General features: G+C 30.0%; 27 protein-coding genes. 1 reads left to right on the forward strand and 26 read right to left on the reverse strand.

What is annotated here, in order from left to right; genetic code table 11:
* The 19 genes from infB to CRN98_RS00780 all read right to left on the reverse strand — a co-directional run bounded on the left by infB (position 1) and on the right by CRN98_RS00780 (position 19,530).
* Complete coding sequence (infB, locus tag CRN98_RS00690; protein ID WP_097025496.1) at positions 1-2,085, reverse strand: translation initiation factor IF-2; 2,085 nt, start codon at positions 2,083-2,085, stop codon at positions 1-3.
* 17 nt (positions 2,086-2,102) lie between these two features.
* Positions 2,103-2,417 (reverse strand): ribosomal L7Ae/L30e/S12e/Gadd45 family protein, encoded by a 315-nt coding sequence (locus tag CRN98_RS00695; RefSeq protein ID WP_097025497.1) that lies wholly within the window; start codon positions 2,415-2,417, stop codon positions 2,103-2,105.
* Entirely contained in the window at positions 2,407-2,676 is a 270-nt protein-coding gene (gene rnpM / locus CRN98_RS00700; protein WP_097025498.1) for an RNase P modulator RnpM, read from the reverse strand. The genes CRN98_RS00695 and rnpM overlap by 11 nt, the downstream gene beginning before the upstream one ends.
* 25 nt (positions 2,677-2,701) lie before the next feature.
* Positions 2,702-3,751, reverse strand: coding sequence for a transcription termination factor NusA (nusA, locus tag CRN98_RS00705; RefSeq protein ID WP_097025499.1), 1,050 nt, complete (start codon positions 3,749-3,751; stop codon positions 2,702-2,704).
* 20 nt (positions 3,752-3,771) lie between these two features.
* Complete coding sequence (rimP, locus tag CRN98_RS00710; protein WP_097025500.1) at positions 3,772-4,233, reverse strand: ribosome maturation factor RimP; 462 nt, start codon at positions 4,231-4,233, stop codon at positions 3,772-3,774.
* A gap of 244 nt (positions 4,234-4,477) precedes the next feature.
* Positions 4,478-5,527 (reverse strand): flavodoxin-dependent (E)-4-hydroxy-3-methylbut-2-enyl-diphosphate synthase, encoded by a 1,050-nt coding sequence (gene ispG, locus CRN98_RS00715; RefSeq protein WP_097025690.1) that lies wholly within the window; start codon positions 5,525-5,527, stop codon positions 4,478-4,480.
* 15 nt (positions 5,528-5,542) lie between these two features.
* Positions 5,543-6,556 (reverse strand): RIP metalloprotease RseP, encoded by a 1,014-nt coding sequence (rseP, locus tag CRN98_RS00720; protein ID WP_097025691.1) that lies wholly within the window; start codon positions 6,554-6,556, stop codon positions 5,543-5,545.
* A 41-nt stretch (positions 6,557-6,597) separates the two neighbouring features.
* Positions 6,598-7,749, reverse strand: coding sequence for a 1-deoxy-D-xylulose-5-phosphate reductoisomerase (dxr, locus tag CRN98_RS00725; protein ID WP_097025501.1), 1,152 nt, complete (start codon positions 7,747-7,749; stop codon positions 6,598-6,600).
* A 16-nt stretch (positions 7,750-7,765) separates the two neighbouring features.
* Positions 7,766-8,755 (reverse strand): AI-2E family transporter, encoded by a 990-nt coding sequence (locus CRN98_RS00730; protein WP_179631861.1) that lies wholly within the window; start codon positions 8,753-8,755, stop codon positions 7,766-7,768.
* Between the two features lie 2 nt (positions 8,756-8,757).
* Positions 8,758-9,552, reverse strand: a complete 795-nt coding sequence (locus CRN98_RS00735; protein ID WP_097025503.1) for a phosphatidate cytidylyltransferase — start codon at positions 9,550-9,552, stop codon at positions 8,758-8,760.
* A gap of 20 nt (positions 9,553-9,572) precedes the next feature.
* Positions 9,573-10,331: an isoprenyl transferase gene (locus CRN98_RS00740; protein WP_097025504.1), complete on the reverse strand. Its 759-nt coding sequence runs from the start codon at positions 10,329-10,331 to the stop codon at positions 9,573-9,575.
* Positions 10,332-10,395: 64 nt separating this feature from the next.
* Complete coding sequence (gene frr, locus CRN98_RS00745) at positions 10,396-10,953, reverse strand: ribosome recycling factor (protein WP_097025505.1); 558 nt, start codon at positions 10,951-10,953, stop codon at positions 10,396-10,398.
* 14 nt (positions 10,954-10,967) lie between these two features.
* Positions 10,968-11,681: a UMP kinase gene (gene pyrH, locus CRN98_RS00750; RefSeq protein WP_097025506.1), complete on the reverse strand. Its 714-nt coding sequence runs from the start codon at positions 11,679-11,681 to the stop codon at positions 10,968-10,970.
* A 99-nt stretch (positions 11,682-11,780) separates the two neighbouring features.
* Positions 11,781-12,695 carry a translation elongation factor Ts gene (tsf, locus tag CRN98_RS00755; protein WP_097025507.1) on the reverse strand — a complete coding sequence of 305 codons (915 nt, stop codon included), beginning with the start codon at positions 12,693-12,695 and terminating at the stop codon, positions 11,781-11,783.
* 80 nt (positions 12,696-12,775) lie between these two features.
* Positions 12,776-13,477: a 30S ribosomal protein S2 gene (rpsB, locus tag CRN98_RS00760; protein ID WP_097025508.1), complete on the reverse strand. Its 702-nt coding sequence runs from the start codon at positions 13,475-13,477 to the stop codon at positions 12,776-12,778.
* 224 nt (positions 13,478-13,701) lie between these two features.
* The gene (gene codY, locus CRN98_RS00765; RefSeq protein WP_035307623.1) at positions 13,702-14,478 is read right to left on the reverse strand and encodes a GTP-sensing pleiotropic transcriptional regulator CodY; all 777 of its coding nucleotides are present in this window, start codon (positions 14,476-14,478) and stop codon (positions 13,702-13,704) included.
* A gap of 242 nt (positions 14,479-14,720) precedes the next feature.
* Positions 14,721-16,814: a type I DNA topoisomerase gene (gene topA, locus CRN98_RS00770; protein WP_097025509.1), complete on the reverse strand. Its 2,094-nt coding sequence runs from the start codon at positions 16,812-16,814 to the stop codon at positions 14,721-14,723.
* An 80-nt stretch (positions 16,815-16,894) separates the two neighbouring features.
* Entirely contained in the window at positions 16,895-18,004 is a 1,110-nt protein-coding gene (dprA, locus tag CRN98_RS00775; RefSeq protein ID WP_097025510.1) for a DNA-processing protein DprA, read from the reverse strand.
* Between the two features lie 14 nt (positions 18,005-18,018).
* Positions 18,019-19,530, reverse strand: a complete 1,512-nt coding sequence (locus CRN98_RS00780; protein WP_097025511.1) for a YifB family Mg chelatase-like AAA ATPase — start codon at positions 19,528-19,530, stop codon at positions 18,019-18,021.
* A 297-nt stretch (positions 19,531-19,827) separates the two neighbouring features.
* Here CRN98_RS00780 and CRN98_RS00785 point away from each other — a divergent pair, with 297 nt between their 5' ends.
* Positions 19,828-20,196: a YraN family protein gene (locus CRN98_RS00785; RefSeq protein ID WP_097025512.1), complete on the forward strand. Its 369-nt coding sequence runs from the start codon at positions 19,828-19,830 to the stop codon at positions 20,194-20,196.
* Between the two features lie 4 nt (positions 20,197-20,200).
* On the opposite strand, the gene CRN98_RS00790 is transcribed toward CRN98_RS00785, so the two are convergent.
* The 7 genes from CRN98_RS00790 to CRN98_RS00820 all read right to left on the reverse strand — a co-directional run bounded on the left by CRN98_RS00790 (position 20,201) and on the right by CRN98_RS00820 (position 24,444).
* A complete protein-coding gene (locus CRN98_RS00790; protein ID WP_097025513.1) occupies positions 20,201-21,028 on the reverse strand; it encodes a ribonuclease HII in 828 nt (275 codons plus the stop codon).
* Between the two features lie 15 nt (positions 21,029-21,043).
* Complete coding sequence (gene ylqF, locus CRN98_RS00795; RefSeq protein WP_097025692.1) at positions 21,044-21,895, reverse strand: ribosome biogenesis GTPase YlqF; 852 nt, start codon at positions 21,893-21,895, stop codon at positions 21,044-21,046.
* A 31-nt stretch (positions 21,896-21,926) separates the two neighbouring features.
* Positions 21,927-22,439, reverse strand: coding sequence for a signal peptidase I (lepB, locus tag CRN98_RS00800; protein ID WP_097025514.1), 513 nt, complete (start codon positions 22,437-22,439; stop codon positions 21,927-21,929).
* 52 nt (positions 22,440-22,491) lie between these two features.
* Positions 22,492-22,836, reverse strand: coding sequence for a 50S ribosomal protein L19 (gene rplS / locus CRN98_RS00805; protein WP_097025515.1), 345 nt, complete (start codon positions 22,834-22,836; stop codon positions 22,492-22,494).
* Between the two features lie 116 nt (positions 22,837-22,952).
* Positions 22,953-23,681 carry a tRNA (guanosine(37)-N1)-methyltransferase TrmD gene (gene trmD, locus CRN98_RS00810; protein ID WP_097025516.1) on the reverse strand — a complete coding sequence of 243 codons (729 nt, stop codon included), beginning with the start codon at positions 23,679-23,681 and terminating at the stop codon, positions 22,953-22,955.
* Positions 23,666-24,160 carry a ribosome maturation factor RimM gene (gene rimM / locus CRN98_RS00815; RefSeq protein ID WP_097025517.1) on the reverse strand — a complete coding sequence of 165 codons (495 nt, stop codon included), beginning with the start codon at positions 24,158-24,160 and terminating at the stop codon, positions 23,666-23,668. The genes trmD and rimM overlap by 16 nt, the downstream gene beginning before the upstream one ends.
* A gap of 56 nt (positions 24,161-24,216) precedes the next feature.
* Positions 24,217-24,444 (reverse strand): KH domain-containing protein, encoded by a 228-nt coding sequence (locus CRN98_RS00820; protein ID WP_097025518.1) that lies wholly within the window; start codon positions 24,442-24,444, stop codon positions 24,217-24,219.
* Positions 24,445-24,460: the final 16 nt, after the last annotated feature.

Genomic DNA, 24,460 nt, shown 5'->3' on the forward strand with positions numbered 1-24,460 from the left:
CTATAGCTTATCTTTTTTTATTTCCTCCATTGTAAATGCTTCAATTATGTCTCCTTCTTTTAGATCATTGAATTTTTCTACCATAATACCACATTCATATCCAGTAGCTACTTCTTTTGCATCATCTTTAAATCTTTTTAAGGAGTCAAGTGTTGATTCACATACAACTATTCCATCTCTTATTATTCTTACACTAGCATTTCTTGTTATTTTTCCATTTAAAACATAACACCCAGCTATTGTTCCCACATTAGATATCTTATAAAGCTGTCTAACTTCAGCTCTTCCAAGTACTACTTCTTTATAGTCAGGTTCTAACATTCCAACCATAGCTGATTTTATATCTTCTATAGCAGTATATATAACTCTATATGTTTTTACATCTACATTTTCTTTTTCAGCAAGTGTAGTAGCATTATTATCAGGTCTTACATTAAATCCAATAATAATTGCATTTGAAGCATTTGCAAGTGATACATCTGTTTCTGTTATAGCTCCTACTCCGCCATGTATTACCCTTACTTTAACTTCATCTGTAGATAACTTTTCAAATGATTGTTTTACTGCTTCTACAGAACCCTGTACATCAGCCTTTACTATTATATTTAATTCTTTTATTTTTCCCTCTTTTATTTGACTATAAAGGTCTTCTAAGGATACCTTATGAGATTGTAAGTATTCATTTCTAACCTTTTCTTTTCTCTTTTCAGCCATTTCTCTTGCAGTTTTTTCATCTTTAACTACATTGAATCTATCACCTGCTGACGGAACCTCAGAAAGACCAAGTATCTCAACTGGTATTGATGGACCGGCTGATTTTATCTTTTTACCTTTATCATCAAACATTGCTCTTATTCTACCATAGGTACTTCCAACAATTATTGAATCTCCTACTTCTAAAGTACCATTTTGTACTAATAAAGATGCAACTGCTCCTCTACCCTTATCTAATTTTGCTTCAATTACAGTACCCTTTGCTTTTCTTTGGGCATTAGCTTTAAGCTCTAACATTTCTGCAGTTAATACTACCATCTCAAGTAAGTTATCTATACCTTCTCTTGTATGTGCAGAAACTGGAACAGTTACTGTATCTCCACCCCAATCTTCAGCAAGCAAGTTTCTTTCTGCTAACTGTTGTTTTACTCTTTCAGGGTTTGCTCCAGGTCTATCCATTTTATTTATAGCTACTATCATTGGAACATTAGCTGCTTTACAGTGATTTATAGCTTCTTCTGTTTGAGGCATTATACCATCATCTGCTGCTACTACAAGTATTACTATATCTGTTATTTGAGCTCCACGTGCTCTCATTGAAGTAAAGGCTTCATGTCCTGGAGTATCTAAAAATGTTATCTTTTCTTCACCTATATTTACAGTGTAAGCTCCTATATGCTGAGTTATTCCACCAGCTTCTGAAGCTGCAACTTTAGATTTTTTTATTCCATCTAAAAGTGAAGTCTTACCATGGTCAACGTGACCCATAACTGTTACTACTGGAGGTCTCTTTTCATTTAATACTTCATCTTCCTCATCTTCTTCAGGTTCTACTGCTTCTAAAGTTAAATCCTTTTCCTTTTGAACAACAAAAGCTTCAAATTTTTCTCCTAGCTTTTCAGCTGTTTGAAAATCTATTTCTTGATTTAATGAAGCCATAACTCCTATAAATATAAGCTGTTTTATAACTTCTGTATAAGGTTTTTTTAGCTTATCTGCAAGTTCCTTTACAGTAATGGTATCTTCCATTTCTATTACTATTTCGCCATTTCCTTCTTCAGATGAAGACTGTTCATTCTTATCTTCTTTAGCCTTTTTACCTTTATTTTTAGTAACTTTTATTTCTTCTTCTATCTTTTCTTCTTGAAGCGCTCCATATTTTTCTTCTATATCATCTTCAATCTTTATAGAACTTTTTTCACCCTTATTATTCTCCATATATAGTTCTTTTATAAGCTGAGCATCCTCATCTTCTATTACACTCATATGGTTTTTTACTTCTATATTAAACTCTTCCTGTAGTAAGGTTATAAGCTCCTTACTTGAAATATTTAATTCTTTAGCCAATTCATAAACTCTTATTTTTGACAAAATATTCACCCCCGAAACTAAATATTATTACCTTGTTTCCATAATTCTAAAATCTTACTTGCAATTGAACTGTCACTTATACCAATTATTCCTATACCTTCTCTTCCAATAGCTGTAGATAGCTCCTCTGTGGAATAATGATTAATCATAGGAATATCTTTTTTTTCTGATATTCTTAAGAATTTTTCTATGGTATTTAATGCGCAGTTTGATGAAACTATAAGCAAAAAACACTTATTTTTTAATGTAGTTTCTTCACATTTATTATAGCCTTCTATAACTTTTCCAGCTTTTTTAGCAATTCCTAAAAAGCTTAATAACTTATCCTTCATCTCTTATCTCTTCCTTTAACTTCTCATAAACTTCCTGGCTAAGGGTGGTTTCTAGATTTCTTTCTAGTTTTCTCGTTTTAAAAGCCTTTTCAAGGCATTCTACACTTTTACAGATATATGCACCTCTTCCAGGTTTTTTTCCTGTCAAGTCTATAGAAACTTCTCCCTCTTTATTTTTCACTACTCTTATAAGTTCTTTTTTGGGTTTCATCTCCATGCATCCTGTGCACATTCTTTGAGGAACCTTTTTTACCTTCATATTAAACCACCTTCCTTCTCCAGCTTTATTCTGTTACTTGTGACTTGCTTTTAATATCTATTTTCCATCCTGTAAGTTTTGCAGCAAGTCTTACATTTTGGCCTTCTTTACCAATAGCAAGAGATAATTGGTTATCATCTACTACAACTTTTGCAGATTTGTTTTGTTCATCTATAGTTACATCTAAAACATTAGCTGGACTTAGAGCATTTCCAATGTACTCTTCTGAAAGCTTACTCCACTTTATTATGTCAACTTTTTCATTTTTAAGTTCATTTACTATGTTTTGAACTCTAGTTCCCTTAGGTCCTACGCAAGCTCCCATAGGATCTACATCCTCATCATTCGAATACACAGCTATCTTTGTTCTAGATCCTGCTTCTCTTGATATACTCTTAATCTCTACAACCCCACTATATATTTCTGGAACTTCTAATTCAAACAATCTTTTTACAAGTCCTGGATGTGTTCTAGAAACTACAACTTGAGCTCCTTTAGTAGTATTTTTTACTTCTACAATATAAAGCTTAAGTCTTTCGTTGAAATTATACTGTTCTCCATGCATTTGTTCATTTGGTCCTAAAACAGCTTCAACTTTCCCAAGGTTTACAAAAACATTGCCTTTATCTTTTCTAATTACAGTTCCCGTAATTATATCTGAGGCTTTTTCTAAAAATTCATTATATACAATTCGTCTTTCCTCTTCTTTAATTCTTTGAATAACAACTTGCTTTGCAGCTTGAGCCGCTACTCTACCAAACTTTTTAGGAGTTACTTCTATATTTACTACTTCATCTATTTCATATCTTGGATCTAAAGTTTTTGCATCTTCTAGTGATATTTCATTGAACTCATCTTCTACTTCTTCTACTACCATTTTTCTGGAAAATACATTTATTTCTCCAGTTTCCCTATTCATATTTACTATTACATTTTGAATATTTGCCCCTTGTTTAGCATAATTTTTCTTGTATGCTGCAACTAGTGCATCTTCTATAGTACTAAATATAAGTTCTTCACTTATTCCCTTTTCTTTAACTATTTCCCTCAAAGCTTCTATGAATTCTTCATTCATTTTTTTATGAACCCTCCTTATTAAAGATCAACCCTTAAGTTTACTTTAGAAACCTTATCTCTTGGTATAACTATTTCTTTATTTTTATCTAACAAAGTAATATCTTCATCAGTAAAAGACTTTAAAATTCCTTCTAACTTTTTCTTACCATTAAATGGTGAAGCTAACCTTATTGTAATAGAATTATCAATGTATTTCTCTAAGTGTGCATCTGTATGCAACTCTCTTTCTATTCCTGGAGAAGAAACTTCTAAATAATAGCTATCAGAAATAGGATCTTCTGCATCTAACATTTCACTTACTTCTCTACTTACCTTTTCACAATCATCTAAGTTTATTCCATCTGCACTATCTATGTATATTCTTAAATAATTTTCTCCATTTTCTTTTACAAATTCAACATGATATAGTTCATATCCTAATCTTTCAGTTATAGGAAAAACTAAAACTTCTATATTATTTACAATACCTTCTTTTTTCATTGTAATCCCTCCTTATGTATATATTTTGCAGTAATCTACAATAAAATACTAAGTATCCAATTAATTTAAAAACGCAACAATATAGTTGCGTTTCAAATAAATAGAAAGAGCGGGTTTAGACCCACTCTTCTCAGCTAATGTATTATCAGTAACTTTACACCTTTTCCATTGTATCATACAACATTTGTTATTTCAAGCAAAACTTGAATTTATAAATTAAATATAGAAGTCATATACTCTCAACTTACATCTTATTTATTTCTTTCAATAGCTCTTCTACTAAATCTTCTTCTTTTACTTTTTTAAACATTTCTCCTTTTTTAAATATAAGCCCTACACCTTTTCCTCCTGCTATACCTATGTCTGCTTCTCTTGCTTCCCCAGGTCCATTTACTACACATCCCATTATAGCTACCTTAATATTTTTATCTAAATCTTTTATCTTTTCTTCTACTTCTTTAGCTATATTTATTAGCCCAATTTCAGTTCTTCCGCAGGTTGGGCAAGATATTATTTCAATACCTTGTTTTTTAATTTGTAAAGCCTTTAATATTTCAATACCTACTTTCACCTCTTCTACAGGGTCTCCTGTAAGTGAAACTCTTATAGTATCTCCTATACCTTCAGAAATTAAAGTTCCAATCCCTATGCTGGATTTTATAGTTCCTCTCCAAGGAGTACCAGCTTCTGTTACTCCTAAATGTAGTGGATAATCTGATTTTTGAGAAATTAATCTATAACTTTCAATCATATCCAAAACATTAGAAGATTTTATTGAAATCACTATATCATTAAAATTTGTATTCTCTAATATTTTTACATGTTTTAATGCACTTTCAACTAAAGCTTCAGGACATACTTTTCCATACTTGTTTAGTAATTCTTTATCTAAGGATCCAGAATTTACACCTATTCTTATAGGAATTTTTTTATCCTTTGCCCTTTCTGCTACCATCTTAACTCTTTCTATACTTCCTATATTTCCTGGATTTATTCTTAATGCAGAAACCCCATAGTCTATAGAATTTAATGCTAATTTATAATCAAAGTGTATATCCGCTACTACTGGTATAGTTACTTCCTTTATAATATACTTCAATGCCTCTGCGGCTTCCATATCTGGCACTGCGCATCTCACTATCTCACAACCTGCATTTTGCAGTCTATTTATTTGGCTTATTGTTTCTTTTATATTTCTAGTATCAGTATTTGTCATGGATTGTACTGAGATAGGCGCATCTCCTCCAACAAATACACTTCCTACTTTTACTTTTCTTGTGTTTATTCTATTTATCATATCAATCAACTCCTAGAATTGTACAGGGTATAATATATCTTTTATCGTAACTATAATCATCAGTGTTATAAGTACAACAAAACCAATATAATTTAATACTCCTATCTTATTACTATCAATTTTCTTTCTTGTAATAAACTCAATTAAGAATAGTATTATCCATCCTCCATCTAGTGCTGGGAAAGGAATTATATTAAATATTGCTAATTGAACACTTAAATAAGCCGCAAAGGATAGTAAACTTAAAAATCCTTCTTTAGCAGCTTCTCCAGATACTCTCATAATAGTTACGGGTCCACCAAAATCATTTATAGAAGCTTTCCCTGTAAATAATGTTTTAAAGAATCCAAAGGTTTGCTTTACTAATGATGTAGTTTCAACAAATCCATATTTTATCGATTCACTTATTCCTGGATTTTTTACGAGTGTTGGATAAACTCCTACCACAAATCTATTTTCTTTTTCATCTTTAACAGGAGTAATCGTGGAAGATTTAGTTTCTTCTCCTCTTTCATAAATTACACTTATAGTGTTTCCATTTGCAGTATAAACTTGAGTTACAAAATCTTCCCATGTGGTTATAGCCTTGTCATTTATTTGAACTATTTTATCACCTTGTTTTATACCTGCCAAGTCTGCTGGGTTACCAGGAATTACTTTATCAACTACAGGAACTAAGAACCCTCTACTACCTGCTATTATTGAATACAAAACTACAGCTAATATAATATTCATAATAGGTCCTGCTGATACTATGCTAAGCTTTCTTAAAGGCGATTTATTTTGAAAAGCTCTTTCATCTGATGTTACTTCTCCATCTTCTCCTAACATTTTTACATATCCACCTATAGGAAGGAGCTTAATAGAATACTCTGTTTCTCCTCTTCTTACTCCAAAAAGCTTAGGACCCATTCCTATGGAAAATTCCTCTACTTTTACTCCATTTAATTTTGCCATTATAAAATGTCCAAATTCATGTACTATTACTAAAAGACCAAAGGCAAATATCGCACCTAGTATATAAATTATGTTCACTATATATTCCTCCTTAAAATTTATGTAATGAATTATAGATATGTATTATATACGAATTCCTTAACAGATTTATCTAAACTTATTATATCTTCTAACTCATAGGAAAAACTTGCATTAAACTTACTCATACTTTCTTCTAATATATATCCTATTTCTAGGAACTTTATATGACCTTTCATAAATAGATCAACTGCTGCCTCATTTGCTGCATTTAAAATAGCTGGCATAGTTCCTCCTATTTTCCCTGCTTCATAAGCAAGTTTCAAAGGCTTAAAAGTATCTATATCTGGCTTTTCAAAAGTTAGCATTGCTACCTTAAAAAGATCTAATTTATCAATGACAGATTTTTTTCTAAGTGGATAATTTAAAGCATATTGTATTGGAAGTCTCATATCTGCTACTGATAATTGTGCTATTATACTTCCATCTTTATACTGAACCATAGAATGTATTATGCTTTCAGGATGAACTGCTACCTCAATATTATTATAATCTAAATTAAATAAAAAATGAGCCTCTATTACTTCTAGTCCCTTATTCATTAAAGTAGCCGAATCTATAGATATCTTTTTGCCCATGCTCCAACGCGGATGATTTAAAGCCTCTTTTACCGTTACATTCCTTAATTCATCACTTTTTTTCCCTCTAAAGGGCCCTCCTGAAGCAGTAAGTATTATTTTTTCAACATCCTCTCCCTTATTCCCTCTTAAGCATTGAAAAATAGCACCATGTTCTGAGTCCACAGGGAGTATATTTACATTATATTTTTTTGCTTCCCTTATTATCAATTCTCCTGCTACTACTAAAGTTTCCTTGTTTGCTAAAGCTATATCCTTCTTGGCTCTTATAGCTTTTAAAGTTGGTTCAAGTCCTATCATTCCAACCACTGAAGTTAAAACTATATCTACCTTTTCTAAAGAAGCTATTTCATTTAAACCATCAATTCCATATAATACATTCGTTTTTAAACCTTTTTCCATGCAATATTCAGCTACTTTTTTATAAGCTGTTTGATCCATCATAGCCACGTATTCTAAATTAAATTCCTGTAATATTGATATAATTTTTTCCCAATTTGTATTAGCTGATATAGCTACTAAATTTAGTTCATCATCATTTTTTATAACATTTAAAGCTTGAGTCCCAATGGAACCAGTAGCTCCAAGTATACATATGTTTTTCACATTTAATCTCTCCTTTTTATGTCTTGCTTTCTAATATACTCTTGCATATTATAACACAAACTGGTGCCATAAATATTCCAATTAGTCCAAAAGTTTTTAATCCTACATAAAGAGCTAATATTGCAATTAACGGATGTATTTTAAATTTACTACTCATAAACCTAGCTTCCATTATTTGTCTCATAATAATCAGTAATATATATAAACAAATTAATCCAAATGCAATTATATAATTTTTACAAACTATTTTATAAATTATAATTGGGAAAAATACAATAATGGTTCCTACATATGGTAGGAAATCCAGTATACCACAAATAACTCCTAGTATAAAAAAGTTCTCTATATTAAGTGCCCATAACCCTAATATTGTTTCTATAGTAGTAATAAGTATTAATATTATCTCTATTTTTATAAACATTTTCATGTCTTTCCATTTTTCTTCTAAAAACTCAATCATATTTAATGGAAAAAACTTCTTAATAGCATTTAATATAACATATCTATCTACTAAAATAAAGTAGGCAGTTATATTACCTATAAAATAATTTAAAATGCTATCGGTAGTATAAGCTGCCCCTCTTTTAAGAAAACTGCTATCTAATACACTTAAATAATAGCTTTCCATTTTTTCATTTAGTTCTTGTATATTTAAATTAAAAGTTATACTAATGTTTTCTACGGATTTTAAAAGTGAATAATAAGTATCAATAATTATACTTCTTATACTGTAAATCCATCTTCCTATAAGAAATAGAGCTACCATAAATAATATGTTTATAATAACTATAGTGATTACTGCACTGATTTTCTTACTTATAAAATTTGACTTAATTAATAAATTATAAATTGGATAACAAAATAATAACAACATAGCAGTTATTAAAAAAGGTCTAAAGTATTTTTTAAAAATTAAGGCGAAAAAAATAACTACTATTATAGATATTGCACAATATATTAATTTTATATATATTGAGCTATTTTGATTTTTGTTTTTATATATCAATATTACAACCTCATTATAAATGTTATATAATAATATACTACCAATGAGGCAAAAAGTATGCTATCAAATCTATCTAATATTCCTCCATGTCCTGGAATTAAGTTACTATAATCCTTTACTCCTGCATATCTCTTTATAGAAGATGCTGTTAGATCTCCAAACTGCGTAATAATTCCGCACAGTGCTCCTAGTAAAAAGAAATGTATTACAGGAACATTAACTCCTCTACTAATTACATATATTCCAAATATTCCACAGGCAATGGTGCTTCCTAAAAAGCCTCCTATGGATCCTTCTACTGTCTTTTTAGGACTTACTTCTGGGCATAGCTTTCTTTTTCCGAAAAATTTACCAGAATAATAAGCCGTAGTATCACAAACCCAGGAAGATATAAAAATAAACCATATTAATAAATTTCCATATTCCTTATTGTTTGTCATTACTATGAAACTAAAAAAAACTCCTATATATAAAAATCCTAAAAATGTCACGGATATATCGATAAAGTTATAGTTTTTATTTAATACAGGAATACACAGCGAAATCAGGATGGCAAATATGATTATAAAAAACAAGCTCTCAAAGTTCATATTATTAGGATATAAATAATATATTATACAAATTGCATATCCTATCCAAGAAATAGGATTTATATTCTTTTCTTTAGATACCTTGTAAAATTCATACATACCACATAACGATAAAATCAAAACTAAATATTTTAAAAATATACCTCCTATAAATAAAAATATAATAAATGGAGATATTATTAGGGCTCCTATATATCTATTGTTCATACAATCAGCTCCTTAAATAATTATTTTATACCTCCAAATCTTCTATCCCTATTTTGAAAGTCATATATTGCTTTATGAAGATGCTCCTTTTTAAAATCCGGCCATTTTATATCAGAATACCAAAATTCGGAATAAGCACATTGCCATAATAAGAAATTACTTATTCTTTGCTCTCCGCTTGGTCTTATAATTAAATCTGGGTCCGGCATATCTTTCGTATAAAGATATTTAGAAAACATTTCTGAATCCATATCTTCTAGCATTATCTTTTCCATATTTAAATCTTCATATAAAAGTTTTATTCCTCTTAAAATTTCATCTCTTCCGCCATAATTTAATGCTAAATTTAATACTAATCCTGTATTATTCTTAGTTTTTTCATAAGCATTTTTAAGCTCTTCCCTGCAAATGCTAGGTAAATTCTCTATTTCCCCTATAGATTTAACAACAACCTTATTTTGGTGTAGTTCCTCTACTTCTTTTTTTAAGTATTCTACTAAAAGTTTCATAAGTGCATTTACTTCTTCTGCTGGCCTCTTCCAATTTTCTGTTGAAAACGCATATAAGGTTAAATATTTCACACCTAAGTTGCTGCACTCTTTTACTATTTGCCTAATATTTTCTACACCTGCTTTATGTCCCATAGGACGCGGAAGATTTCTTTGTTTAGCCCATCTTCCATTCCCATCCATTATAATAGCTATATGTCTAGGTATATTATTTTCATCTAAGGAAATATCTTCATTCTCCTGCTTTTTATTACTAAATAACTTCCACACAAACCATCACTCCATGTTCTCCTTATTAATAAAACCTGCGATTTCGCAGGTTTTTAATAAAATACTATACAGTCATAATTTCTTTTTCTTTTCCTTCTAATATCTTATCAATTTCCTTTATAAAGTTATCAGTTTTCTTCTGGATATCATCTTCAGCTTTTTTAATTTCATCTTCAGATATATCTGATCCCTTTTTTAAGTTCTTAATCTTTTCATTGCAATCTCTTCTTATAGATCTTATAGCAATTTTAGTTTCCTCACCAGTTTTCTTAACTGTTTTTACAAGATTTTTTCTTGTTTCTTCAGTTAATTCAGGTATCATTAATCTTATTATTGTTCCATCACTAGAAGGATTTAATCCTAAATCAGATTTTAAAATAGCCTTTTCAATAGCTTTTATAGCACTTTTATCCCAAGGCTGTATCTGTAAAATTCTTGCTTCTGGTATGGAAATATTTCCAACTTGGCTTATTGGTGTCATAGTTCCATAGTATTCAACTTCAATTTTGTCAAGAATAGCTGGATTAGCTCTGCCTGCTTTCATTGAACCTAATTCATTTTTTAATACTGCAATTGTTTTTTGCATTTTTTCATCAGCTGCTTTAAGTATGTCTTTAATCATAAAAATGCCTCCCCTTATTCTTTAAATATTATAGTACCTATTTTTTCTCCCATTATAGCTTTTTTAATATTGTCAGGAGACTCAAGTCCAAATACTAATATAGGAATATTATTATCCATACATAAAGAAGTAGCAGTGGAATCCATAACCTGTAAACCCTTTTCTAGTACATCTATATAAGTTAATTTGTCAAATTTTACAGCATCACTATACTTATGAGGATCTTTATCATAAACTCCGTCTACCTTTTTAGCAAGTAGTATAACATCTGCTTCTATTTCCGCTGCTCTAAGTGCAGCAGTAGTATCTGTGGAAAAATAAGGATTCCCTGTTCCTGCAGCAAATATAACTACTCTTCCCTTTTCTAAATGTCTCATAGCTCTTCTTCTTATAAAAGGTTCAGCTATTTCTTTCATCTCAATAGCAGTTTGAACTCTTGTGTTTACACCCATTTGCTCTAATGAATCTTGAAGAGCTAATGCATTTATACACGTAGCCATCATTCCCATATAGTCAGCGGTAGTTCTGTCCATTCCATTTCCGTTTCTACCTCTCCAGATGTTTCCTCCTCCAACTACAGCTCCTACTTCTATTCCCATATCTACTAAATATTTAATTTCTTGTGCTATTCTTTGGGCCACCTCAAAATCAATCCCGTAACCCTTTTCTCCTGCCAATGCTTCTCCTGAAAGCTTTAACATGATTCTTTTATACTTAATATTACACATATATTATACCTCCAAGTTGTTAAAAATTACATAGTAATTTTTAAAATACAGCATTTTGGTTTCAAAAAAAGAGAACACAGGGTGTTCTCTTTTAAATTATTACTTAATCTGTTTCATAACTTCTTCTACAAAGTTTTCTTCTTTCTTCTCTATACCTTCTCCTCTTTCATATCTAACGAAAGTAGCAATTTTCATTTCAGCGCCTACTTCTTTAGATTTTTCTTGAAGGTATTTTGTAATAGTATAATCAGGATTTTTTACCCAAACCTGTTCAACTAAACAAACTTCTTTTAAGTATTTTTGTACTCTTCCTTCAACCATTTTATCAACGATTTTTTCTGGTTTTCCTTCATTTAAAGCTTGAACTCTGTATATTTCTCTTTCTTTATCTAAAGTTTCGTGATCTACAAAGTCCTTGTTTAAGAATAAAGGATTTGCTGCTGCTATATGCATAGCTACATCTTTTGCTACTTCTGAAAGTACTGGACTTTCATTTTCGCATTCAATTTTTACTAAAACTCCAATTCTTCCGCCGCCATGAATATAACTCTGGATTGCTCCCTTTTCAACTGCAAATCTATCAAATCTTCTTACAGACATATTTTCTCCAAGTTTTGCAATTAAATTAGTTACAGTATCTTTAACTGTAGTGTTTTCATCAGCTATGTACTTTTCTTCTAGTAATTCTTCAACTGTAGTTACATTTGAATTCGCAACTTGCTTAGCAATATTTTCTGTAAGAGCTTTGAATTCTTCGTTAGCAGCAACGAAGTCTGTTTCACAGTTAACTTCAACTATAGCACCGTTTTTCTTATCTTCAGAAATATAAGTATAAACTAATCCTTCTGCAGCAACTCTGCCTGCTTTTTTAGCAGCAGCGGATAGTCCTTTTTCTCTAAGAACTTCTATAGCCTTTTCTACATCTCCATTAGCTTCTGATAAAGCCTTTTTGCAGTCCATCATTCCTGCTCCAGTTATTTCTCTTAACTCTTTTACCATCTGTGCAGTTATCATAAATACTTCCTCCCGTTTTGTAGTTATTTGTAGTCATTAAAAGGTACATGAAGCCTAAGCTTCATCTACCTTTATATTTACTAGCCTTCTAATTGTTCGCCTTGTCTTCCTTCCATGATAGCATCAGCCATTTTAGCAGTTATTAATTTTACCGCTCTAATAGCATCATCATTTCCTGGAATTACATAATCAACTTCATCTGGATCACAATTAGTATCTACTATAGCTACTACTGGTATTCCTAAAGTTTTAGCTTCAGATATAGCATTTTTTTCTTTTCTTGGGTCAACTACAAATAAAGCTCCAATGTTTCTTACGTCCATTTTCTTTATTCCACCTAGATTTTTCTCTAGCTTTTCTTCTTCTAATCTTAGTTTTATAACTTCTTTCTTTGGTAAAACTTCAAATGTTCCATCTTGCTCCATTTGTTCTAATTCTTCTAATGTTTTGATTCTTCCCTTGATAGTTGAGAAGTTTGTTAACATTCCACCTAACCATCTATTGTTTACAAAATACATGTTAGATCTTATTGCTTCTTCTTGAATAGCTTCTTGAGCTTGTTTCTTAGTACCTACAAATAGAATATCTTTTCCTTCTGCTGCAACTTCTCTTATGAAGTTATAAGCTTCTTCTACTTTTTTTACAGTTTTCTGTAAGTCAATGATATAAATACCATTTCTTTCTGTAAATATGTAAGTAGCCATCTTAGGGTTCCATCTTCTTGTCTGATGTCCAAAGTGTACACCAGCTTCTAATAATTGTTTCATTGAAATAACTGCCATAAATTTATACCTCCTGGTTTTTTCCTCCATTACCTTCATATTATATAAACTACCTCTAAGGCACCATTTATAAAATTAGGTAATGTGTGTATTTTTTCTCACCTTTGATAGTATATCATATGAATTTCTGCTATTCAACATTATTTTAAAAATAATTGCGATAGATTGGTGATTTTTATAGTATATAAAAAAACAGAGCATGGTTTGCTCTGTTTTTTATATAACTATTTTATTTTCTTTAACTCTTCTAATAATTTATCATTCAATATCTTTATGTGAGTTCCCTTCATACCTAATGATCTAGATTCTATTACTCCAGCACTTTCAAATTTTCTTAATGCATTTACTATAACTGATCTAGTAATTCCAACTTTATCTGCTATTTTAGATGCAACTAAAAGTCCTTCGCTTCCGTCTAATTCATTAAATATATGCTCTACTGCTTCTAATTCAGAATAGGATAACGTTCCTATAGCTAATTGAACAACAGCTTTTTTTCTAACTTCTTCTTCTATTTCATCATGCTTAGATCTTAATATTTCAAGTCCGATTATAGTTGCTGCATATTCAGCAAGTACTAAATCATCATCTGTAAAAGTATCATCAAATCTAGCAATTAAAAGTGTTCCTAATCTTTCTCTATTGCCATTAATAGGTACTATAGTGGTTAGCTTATTTTCTATTCCACATTCGATATTATCTCCAAATACACATTTCCCATTATTAGTTAAATTAGATAATGATTCATGAACGTTTAATAACTTATTGTTATAAAATTCAGGGAAACGCATTTCTGTCATTACCTTTTCTTTCACTTCATCACATTCAAATCCAGTAGAAAAATCATATCCTAATATTTTACCTTTTTTGCTTAATATATATACGTTACAAGTTAAGACTTCACTTAAAAGCTTGCATATATCATCAAATACTACTGGTTCAGTTCCTGATTTCTGAAGAATTTTATTTAATCTTCTTGTCTTATTTAAAAGAGATGACATTTGATTATTCCTCCTCTGTTTCATATATGGTTTTATTGTTTTAGTCTTTTCCTAAGGCTACATATATTATATATATATTATAAATCATTATTTAAAATTTATATAGCATTTTTAAGACTTTTTTAAATTTTTAGAATTGTTTTGTACATTACATTATTCATCATAGCATACACTCTATCAAAATTCAACAGCATTTTTTATATTTTGTATACTTTTTTTAGTTTTTCGACATTTATTGCAAACTATTCATTTTTCTTTTCTTCTTTGTATACCTTATTTTTGCATTCTTCATTTATACATTCTAAGTAATTACCCTTACTTTTATTATATTTTTTAACCATATGTCCTCCACAACTAGGACATTTTTCATTTGAAGGTTCAAACCAACTTACAAAGTCACACTCTGGGTAATTACTGCATCCATAAAACTTTCTACCTTTTTTAGTTTTTTTAACTACAATATTACCAGAGCATTTAGGACACTTCGCATCTATTTGTTCCACAATTGGTTTAGTGTTCTTACATTCAGGGTAACCAGGGCAAGCTAAGAATTCTCCAAATCTTCCGTGCTTTATAACCATATTTTTGCCGCACTTATCACATTTTATGTCAGTAACTTTATCTTCTATAGTTATCTTTTCTACTTCTTTTTCGGCTTTTTCAATTAAAACTTTAAGTGGTGTAAAGAAATCATTTACTACCATTTTCCAATTTTCTTTTCCATCTTCTATATTATCTAGCTTATCTTCCATTTCAGCAGTAAATTCTGCATCTACAATAGGCTTGAAATACTCTACTAATATGTTATCAACTATGAACCCTAATTCCGTTGGCTTTAATGTTTTCTTTTCTCTTTCTATGTACTTTCTGTCTAATATAGTAGATATAGTAGGAGCATATGTACTTGGACGTCCTATACCATTTTCCTCTAATGTTTTTACTAAAGTCGCTTCGGAAAATCTAGCTGGTGGTTGTGTAAAATGCTGCTTACTATCTATATTCTTACATACTAATTTATCATTGTTCTCAAGATTAGGGAGCTTTGTGCTTTCGCTTTCATCTTCTGTTGAATACTCATAAAGCTTCATAAATCCATCGAATTTAACAATGGATCCGCTAGCTTTAAAAAAATATGCTCCATTTACAATATCTATTGCTGTTACATCAATTATGCAGGATGACATTTGACTAGCCAAAAATCTATTCCATATTAATGTATATAGCTTATATTGTTCTGGGCTTAAATTTTCTTTAGCTATATCTGGAGTAATTTCAACATTAGTAGGTCTTATAGCTTCGTGAGCATCTTGTATATTCTTTTTACCCTTAAATTCTCTAAATGACTCTGGAACATATTCATTTCCATACTTATCTATTATGAATTGTTTAGCCCCTTCTTGAGCTTCTACAGAAATTCTTACAGAATCAGTTCTCATATAGGTAATCAAACCTATAGCACCATGACCTTTAATATCTATTCCTTCGTATAACTGCTGCGCTACTGACATAGTTCTTTTTGTAGCAAAGTTCAACTTTTTATATGCATCTTGTTGAAGTGTACTAGTAGTAAACGGCGCAAGAGGATTTTTGTTCTTTTTGCTTTTCTTTACGCTTTTTACTATGAATTCTCCAGCTTTTAAATCGTTACTTATTTTATCTGCTTCTTCTTTATTGTTTATTTCTATTTTTTTATTATCTTTTGAATGCAATCTTATTGGAAATGTTTGCTTATCCTTTTCTTTATGAACTATACCTTCAATTGTCCAATATTCCTTTGGTATAAATTTTTCTATTTCAAGTTCTCTATCACATATTAACTTCAATGCTACAGACTGAACTCTACCTGCACTTAATCCCCATCTTACTTTTCTCCAAAGAATAGGGCTAATTTCATAGCCAACTAACCTATCTAACACTCTACGCGCTTGTTGTGCATTTACTAAATTTAAATTCACCTCTCTTGGAGACTTAATAGCATTTTTCACTGCACCTTTAGTTATTTCATGAAAAACAACTCTACATTTTTTACTTTCATCTATTTTTAGTGCTTGCAATAGATGCCATGAAATAGCTTCTCCTTCTCTATCAGGGTCTGTTGCCAAATATACTTCATCACTTTTTTTAGCTTCTTTCTTTAATTTTTCTAACAGTTCTCCTTTGCCTCTTATAGTAATATACTTAGGATTATAATTATTTTCTATATCAACGCCTAGCTGACTTTTAGGCAAATCCCTTATATGTCCCATAGATGCTTCTACTATATAATTCTTTCCCAAATACTTTCTAATTGTTTTAGCCTTTGCTGGTGATTCTACTATAATAAGTTTTTGTCCCATGCTTCCCTCTGATAACTTTTTACCAGAGTTGACACCCCCCTTAAATTCTAATTGCTTTTTTAATTTAAAATTTTCTTATATTAAATACTATTTGCAATTTTAACATAATAATTGCCAGAAAGGCAAGTTATTCTATTTTTTAATTGCAATTCAAATAATACCTCATATAACTGCTTTATGTCAACATTACTATATTTTAATATATCATCAATATACATAGGTGTTTCATTGATAATTGAATATATTTTACTTTCAATCTTATCTAGTTTTATTATATTTTCCTTATCTAATCTTATTTTATCTTTTTTGTTAGAATTATATTCAATATTCAACAAATTACATATGTCTTCCACTGAAGTAAGCGGAAATGCTCCCTCCTTTATTAATTTATTTGTTCCTTTACTAGTTTCAGATAATATTGAGCCTGGAACAGAGAACACATCTCTTCCTTGGTCTAATGCATAGGTAGCAGTAATCAATGATCCACTCCGCTCTGAGGCTTCCACCACTACTACCGCTTCGCTTAATCCGCTTATTATCCTATTTCTTAAAGGAAAGTTATATGAAAGAGGCTCAGTTCCCGGTAAAAATTCCGATACTACACATCCTCTTTTTATTATTTCTTTATATAATTCCCTATTTTGCTTAGGATATATTACATCTACTCCACACCCTAGTACTGCACAAGTAAATCCATTATTTTTTAATGCTCCGAAGTGAGCAAAAGAATCTATGCCCTTTGCCATTCCACTAATTATACTTACTTCTTTTTCACATAGTTCTCTAGATATTATTTCAGATATATTTTCACCGTAATAAGAACACCTACGTGAACCTACTATAGCTACACTTCTATAATGATTTAATGATACTATATTACCTTTATAAAATAAGGCTATAGGAGCATTGCTGCATTCTTTTAATTTAATTGGATAATTTTCCTCATTAAATAGAACCATATTTATTTCTTTATCCTCTAGTACATTTAAGTATTTATTAAGTTCATCTTTATCCCACTGATTTTTCATGAGCAATTTTATTTTTCTTTCTGCTTCAATATCCTTACTTATATATAAATTATTATTACAATACTCGTAAATTGCTTTTGATGCTTTAAATTTATTTAATAAATTTATCTTTAGTTTATTGTTTAATTTGATCTTGACAAACCAAATATCATATAAATTCATATTATACACCTCTTTTATACTACATCACTTAAAAACCTTCTATATTGAATTGCCTCTATTAAATCCTTTTCCTCTATTAACTCTTTTCCCTCTAAATCTGCTAAGGTACGAGCAAGTTTAATCACCTTATGATATACTCTAGTGCTAAAATTAAATTTATTATATATTTTTTCTATAAAAACTTTTTCTTTTTTCCCAAGTACACAATATTTCTTTATTTGAGAAGATGACATTTCTCCATTTGTTCTTATTTGTAAGCCTTGAAATCTTTCCTTTTGTATTTCTCTCGCTCGTTCTATTCTTTGTTTAATAAGTTTAGAACTTTCTTCTTTTTTCCCATTTCCTATGTCTTTAAATTTTAATTTATTTACAAATGCAAATATATCAATTCTATCCATTAAAGGTCCTGACAACTTTGTAATATATCTCTTTCTTTCATAATCACTACATATACAATTCCCTGATCCATAATTCCCACAGGGGCACGGGTTTAAAGAACTCACTAGCATAAAATTACACGGATACTCAACTGTCCCTGTGGATTTTGAAATTTTTACTTTTCTATTTTCTAATGGTTGCCTTAATGCCTCTAATGAACTTCTGTTAAATTCTAACATCTCATCTAAATAAAGTACTCCGTTATGAGCTAAACTTATTTCTCCAGGTAAAAGCTTTGCTCCACCACCTATAAGTGCTATTTTTGACGCTGTATGATGAGGGCTTCTAAAAGGCCTGTTTGATATTAGGTTATATTCATTATTAAGCTCTCCAGCCACACTATATATCTTAGTGCACTCAAGGGATTCCTCATAACTTAAATCCGGTAAAATAGTAGGAATTCTCTCTGCAAGCATAGTTTTTCCTGTACCTGGAGGTCCGTAGAGAATTATATTATGATTTCCAGCAGCTGCTACTTCAATTGCTCTTTTAACACTTTCTTGTCCTATAACCTCCTCAAAGTCAATATTATATTTTACAGTTCTTGATATAGCATCTTCTCCATAAAAAGGCATTAAATCTTTGTACTGCAAGTAAGAAACTACTTCCTTTAAAGTTTCCAGAGGGTAAATCTCTGCATTTTTTACCAAAGATGCTTCTATACTATTAGAAACCGGAATTATAAATTTATTAAACTTATTTTTAATTCCTCCTATTATTATTGGAAGAGTTCCTCTTATACCTCTCAACTCTCCTCTTAAGGATAATTCTCCTAAAAATATATAATCATCTATATCCATAGTAATTTGTTCTGATTCTTTTAAAATTCCTATAGCTATAGCAAGATCAAATAAAGATCCTTCTTTTTTTACATCTGCTGGTGCTAAATTTACCGTTATTCTTCCTACAGGAAACTCAAATCCTGAGTTTATTAAAGAAGTTCTTACTCTTTCCTTTGATTCTTTTATTGCTATGTCGCCTAATCCTACAATATTAAAACTTGGAAGGCCTCTCCCAATATCCACCTCCACATCTACCATAATTCCTTCAACACCTGTGAAAGCAGCAGAATTAACTTTAATAGCCATTTTCAATCACCTCTTCTGCAATTTTAACCAAAATGTGTATTTTTATAATTCATATAAAAATTTTAAACAAAAAAATAAGTACCAAGCATATAGTTTATCTATGTGCTTAGCACTTGCTTTTGCATTGCATGAATATTAAGATTCTTTTCTCTAGCATTCTAAGATATAATTATATTATAATATAATTAACAAAATAGTTAAGTTATTTTACTCAGTTTATAATATATTTTTACTAGAATTAGGAAACAATATTATTTAGAAGATTTAAAAAATGTTTTAAATGAGAGGAGAGTTTTTATGTATTCCTATAAAAAGGATATAGGAAATCTAGGAGAAAATATTGCAGAAAACTATCTTATTGATAGGGGTTATATTATTTTAGACAGAAATTACAGATGTAAGACAGGAGAAATAGATATTATAGCAAAGGACGGAAATTATATAAGCTTTATTGAGGTAAAAACAAGGTATGGAACCCTTTACGGCACTCCCGGGGAATCCGTAAATTATTTAAAACAATATCGCATATATAAAACCGCACAAATGTATATTTTAAAAAAAAGACTTAACAAATTTAATTTTAGATTTGATGTAATTGAAGTAATCTTAAATCATATTAATAATGATTTTTCTATAAAACTTATAAAAGATGCTTTTCAAATATAATATATCATAAAATATTCTTTAAAAAACTCATTCTATGTATTTTGCATGGTCCAAATTTTTTCAATGCTTCTATATGCTCCGCTGTGCCATAACCAGCATTTTTTTCAAATCCATAACATGGATAAGTTTTTGCATAATTGTCCATAATATTATCTCTGTAAACCTTAGCTATTATAGAGGCGCATGCTATACTAGCACTTTTAGAATCTCCTTTTATAACATATTCATTTTTTATATTTATATTTCTTATAGCATATCCATCAGATAAAACAAGGTTAGGCTGTATGTCTAAATTCAAAGTGGATTGTTTTAGAACCTCATTGTTACACCAGCTTATGCCTTTTTCATCTATAATAGTATTATTTATTTCAACAATTTTATAAGAAATAGACTTAGCCTTTATTATAGAACTCAATTCTTCTCTTAGTTTTGCGGATAACTTTTTAGAATCCTTTATACCTAAAATAATATCCTTACTATTTGCTTCATTTAAATTTAAAACCACTGAAGCTCCCACAATTGGCCCTGCTAGGGGGCCTCTTCCTACTTCATCCGTTCCAGAAATATATCCATTACTAATAAAACCTTTATCAAAACTGTACATGTTATTTACTCTTTCAATTTCCTTATTGGTTTTTTCAATAAAATTTTGTAAGCTTATTGAAAGCTTTTGTACATTTTTTCTATGGTCTTTATTTAGTAATTGTATTATTTCTTCTATATTTATTTGAGCTTTTATATCAAAATAATTTTTCTCAATACATTTTATTTTATTTTTGATTTCATCAAATTTTAAATTAATAAAATCCATATTATTTAAATTTTCTATCATAGTTTCTATCCTTCATTATATACTATCAGGTTTTTCAAGAGATATTTTCCCTAACTTTCCAGCTCTAAATTCATCTAGCAGCATAATAGCTACTCTATTATAATCTATTTCTCCTCTTGAAATTACAGCTCCTCTTTTTCGTCCTATATTATCCATATTTTCCAACGCATTATCACTTAAGGTCTCCAACTTATATCTGGTTTTAAGGTTTTCAGGATATTCCCCTTGAAGTTTTTCTATAAGTTTTAATGCTAAAGTTTCTATATCCATTATTTCATCTTTTATAGCTCCTGTAAAAGCTAAATTTAAACCTACTTGTTCATCTTCAAATTTTGGCCATAATACTCCTGGTGTATCTAAAAGCTCAACATCCATTTTAGTTTTTATCCATTGCTTACTTTTAGTAACTCCTGGCTTATCTCCAGTCTTTGCAACACTCGCTTTTGCCATTTTATTTATAAAAGATGACTTCCCTCCATTAGGAATACCTACTACCATTACTCTATCTACAAATTTCATTATGCCCTTATTTTTTATTCTATCATGCTTTTCTTTTAACAGTTCATCTAATAAACCTCTAATCTTATTAGTTCCTTCACCAGTTAAAGCATTAAACGCTATAGCCTTTACATTTTGTTTAGATAAATTCCTTATCCACTGATTAGTTATTTCTTTTTCACTTAAATCAGCTTTATTTAAAAGAATTATTCTAGGCTTATCACCACAAATTTCTTCTATTTCAGGATTTGCACTAGATTTCACTATTCTGGCATCTCTTATTTCAATTACTGCATCCACTAACTTAAGATTTTCTTTTATTTGCCTTCTCGTTTTTGCCATATGACCTGGAAACCAGTTTATTGCCATATCCATATATCTCTATCCCTTCTTTAGTTTATTAGTTTATACTTCCAAAGTTTTTAAAAGGATAAACCCTTAAAGCAGCTCTTCCTACTACCATGTTATATTTTACAAACCCAACTCTAGAATCTCTGCTATCCAAACTATTATTTCTATTATCACCTAAAACAAACACTGTTCCTGATGGTACTGTTACTTCAGGAAAGTCCTCCATTTTTTGTTCAAATATATAGTCCTCACTTTGAGAAACTCCATTTATAAATAATGTATTATTTTCTATCTTAACTTTATCCCCTTCTACTGCTACTACTCTTTTTATAAACTTTTCTTTAGGATTTGCTGGATATTTAATAACAACAATATCCTGTGGTTTTGGTTTTCTAAAATAATATGAAACTTTTTCAACAATAAGTCTATCCTTATTATGAAGCGTAGGATACATAGATAATCCATCCACATTCACTGTTTCAAATACAAAAGTTATTATTAAAAACGCTGCTATTATTGCTATAAGTATAGATTTACCTAATTCTACTAACTCTTTCATCATACGACAACACCACCTAATATATAAAAAAGGGACTTATTAAGCCCCATTTTTATTATAATCTTTCTTTTACTTTTGCAGCCTTACCTACTCTATCTCTTAAGTAGAATAACTTAGCTCTTCTTACTTTACCTCTTCTAACAACTTCGATTTTTTCAACAGTTGGAGCATTAACTGGGAATGTTCTTTCAACTCCTACATTGTAAGCAACTCTTCTTACAGTAAAAGTTTCTCTTAATCCACCGTTTTGTCTCTTAATTACTGTTCCTTCAAAAATCTGTACTCTTTCTCTGTTACCTTCTTTAATTCTTACATGTACCTTTAAAGTATCTCCGACATTAAATTCAGGTAAGTCATTTCTGATTTGTTCAGCTTCTATAGCTCTTATTACATCTAACATTGTGCATTCCCTCCTTGAAAATATGTAACGTTCGTGCCCATAGTTTTAGACAGAGGAACGTCCGTACTAGCACAAAGCTTATTTTAACATATATATATTTATTTTTCAACAACAAACTATGATTTTTTCTTCCATTTTTTTAATAATTTAATATCTTCTTCTGTTAAATTATAGTTTTTAAATAAATCTGGTCTTCTTTCTTCCGTTATAGTTAAAGATTGAAGTTTTCTCCATTTCCGTATATTTTCATGATGCCCTGATGTTAATACCTCCGGCACTCTTTCCCCTCTAAAAACTTCAGGTCTAGTATACTGTGGATATTCTAAAAGTCCATCATAAAAGGATTCATCCATAAAACTTTCACTACTCCCTAAAACATCTGGGATTAGCCTGCAAATGGCATCAACTATAGGTATACATGCCATTTCCCCTCCAGTCAAAACAAAGTCACCTAATGAAATTTCCATATCTATGTGATTATAAACTCTTTCATCAATTCCTTCATAATGACCGCAAACAAATATTAGTCCTTTTTCCTTAGAAAGCTCCTTTGCCATTTCTTGATTAAATGTTTTTCCCCTTGGTCCTAGAAATATAACTTTTCCTGAGTTTAACTTTTTTGCATGGTTTATAGCATCCACTACAGGTTGAGCTGACATTACCATACCTGCACCACCGCCATATGGATAGTCATCTACCTTTCTATGTTTGCTTTCAGTAAAGTCTCTTATATTTACAGTATTTATATTTATAATATTATTTTTTATAGCCCTACCCATTATACTGTGGTTAAAAATTTCAAACATCTCTGGAAATAGGGTTAATATATCTACTCTGACATCCATTGTGAAACAGGCTTTATAATTACTTTTTTTTCTTCAATATTTATATTAACCACAATATCTTTTAACGCTGGAATAAGTAGTTCTTTTTTTTCTTTAATCCAATATACATCATTGCTTTTAGTTTGTATTACATCTGCTATTTTACCTAAATCTTCCCCATTTTCATCATACACTGTACATCCAATTAAATCAGCTATGAAAAAGGTACCTTCTGGAAGCTTTTTAGCATCATCTCTTTTTACTTCTATGTATTTGTTTTTATATTTCATTGCTTGTTCAATAGAGTCTATTCCTTCTATTGTTAAAATCAGTTTATCATTTTGAAATTTAACATCTAATATATTTGTTTCTTTGTTATCAATAAATATTTTCTTTAAGGTTTTAAATACTTTTATATCATCAGTTAGAGGAAACACCTTTACTTCACCTTTTAATCCATGGGTGTTTATTATTTGACCTACGCTTAAATACTCTTTCATCGCAAATAATCTCCTTTTAAAAAAAAGAGTTAGGCATCCCTAACTCTTTAGTTCTTTTATAATATTTCAACAACAACTCTCTTGTTTTCCTTAATAGCTGCTGCTTTAACTACAGTTCTAATAGCTTTAGCTATTCTTCCCTGTTTTCCTATTACTTTTCCCATGTCTTCTGGAGCAACTCTCAATTCTAAAATCACTGATTGCTCTCCAGTTATCTCATTCACTTGAACCATATCAGGGTTATCAACTAAGGACTTAGCTATAATTTTAACTAATTCTTTCATTTAATACACCCCCATA

This window comes from Clostridium peptidivorans (genome assembly GCF_900205925.1).
GTDB classification, from domain to species: Bacteria; Bacillota; Clostridia; order Clostridiales; family Clostridiaceae; genus Clostridium_AK; species Clostridium_AK peptidivorans.

What these genes read in the sequence shown, in the direction of transcription:
- CRN98_RS00695 (WP_097025497.1), bottom strand. Translation starts at nt 2,417, where the DNA reads ATGAAGGATAAGTTATTAAGCTTTTTAGGAATTGCTAAAAAAGCTGGA.
- rnpM (WP_097025498.1), bottom strand. Translation starts at nt 2,676, where the DNA reads ATGAAGGTAAAAAAGGTTCCTCAAAGAATGTGCACAGGATGCATGGAG.
- nusA (WP_097025499.1), bottom strand. Translation starts at nt 3,751, where the DNA reads ATGAATGAAGAATTCATAGAAGCTTTGAGGGAAATAGTTAAAGAAAAG.
- rimP (WP_097025500.1), bottom strand. Translation starts at nt 4,233, where the DNA reads ATGAAAAAAGAAGGTATTGTAAATAATATAGAAGTTTTAGTTTTTCCT.
- CRN98_RS00735 (WP_097025503.1), bottom strand. Translation starts at nt 9,552, where the DNA reads ATGAACAATAGATATATAGGAGCCCTAATAATATCTCCATTTATTATA.
- frr (WP_097025505.1), bottom strand. Translation starts at nt 10,953, where the DNA reads ATGATTAAAGACATACTTAAAGCAGCTGATGAAAAAATGCAAAAAACA.
- pyrH (WP_097025506.1), bottom strand. Translation starts at nt 11,681, where the DNA reads ATGTGTAATATTAAGTATAAAAGAATCATGTTAAAGCTTTCAGGAGAA.
- tsf (WP_097025507.1), bottom strand. Translation starts at nt 12,695, where the DNA reads ATGATAACTGCACAGATGGTAAAAGAGTTAAGAGAAATAACTGGAGCA.
- rpsB (WP_097025508.1), bottom strand. Translation starts at nt 13,477, where the DNA reads ATGGCAGTTATTTCAATGAAACAATTATTAGAAGCTGGTGTACACTTT.
- codY (WP_035307623.1), bottom strand. Translation starts at nt 14,478, where the DNA reads ATGTCATCTCTTTTAAATAAGACAAGAAGATTAAATAAAATTCTTCAG.
- topA (WP_097025509.1), bottom strand. Translation starts at nt 16,814, where the DNA reads ATGGGACAAAAACTTATTATAGTAGAATCACCAGCAAAGGCTAAAACA.
- dprA (WP_097025510.1), bottom strand. Translation starts at nt 18,004, where the DNA reads ATGAATTTATATGATATTTGGTTTGTCAAGATCAAATTAAACAATAAA.
- CRN98_RS00780 (WP_097025511.1), bottom strand. Translation starts at nt 19,530, where the DNA reads ATGGCTATTAAAGTTAATTCTGCTGCTTTCACAGGTGTTGAAGGAATT.
- CRN98_RS00785 (WP_097025512.1), top strand. Translation starts at nt 19,828, where the DNA reads ATGTATTCCTATAAAAAGGATATAGGAAATCTAGGAGAAAATATTGCA.
- CRN98_RS00790 (WP_097025513.1), bottom strand. Translation starts at nt 21,028, where the DNA reads ATGATAGAAAATTTAAATAATATGGATTTTATTAATTTAAAATTTGAT.
- ylqF (WP_097025692.1), bottom strand. Translation starts at nt 21,895, where the DNA reads ATGGCAATAAACTGGTTTCCAGGTCATATGGCAAAAACGAGAAGGCAA.
- lepB (WP_097025514.1), bottom strand. Translation starts at nt 22,439, where the DNA reads ATGATGAAAGAGTTAGTAGAATTAGGTAAATCTATACTTATAGCAATA.
- rplS (WP_097025515.1), bottom strand. Translation starts at nt 22,836, where the DNA reads ATGTTAGATGTAATAAGAGCTATAGAAGCTGAACAAATCAGAAATGAC.
- trmD (WP_097025516.1), bottom strand. Translation starts at nt 23,681, where the DNA reads ATGGATGTCAGAGTAGATATATTAACCCTATTTCCAGAGATGTTTGAA.
- rimM (WP_097025517.1), bottom strand. Translation starts at nt 24,160, where the DNA reads ATGAAAGAGTATTTAAGCGTAGGTCAAATAATAAACACCCATGGATTA.
- CRN98_RS00820 (WP_097025518.1), bottom strand. Translation starts at nt 24,444, where the DNA reads ATGAAAGAATTAGTTAAAATTATAGCTAAGTCCTTAGTTGATAACCCT.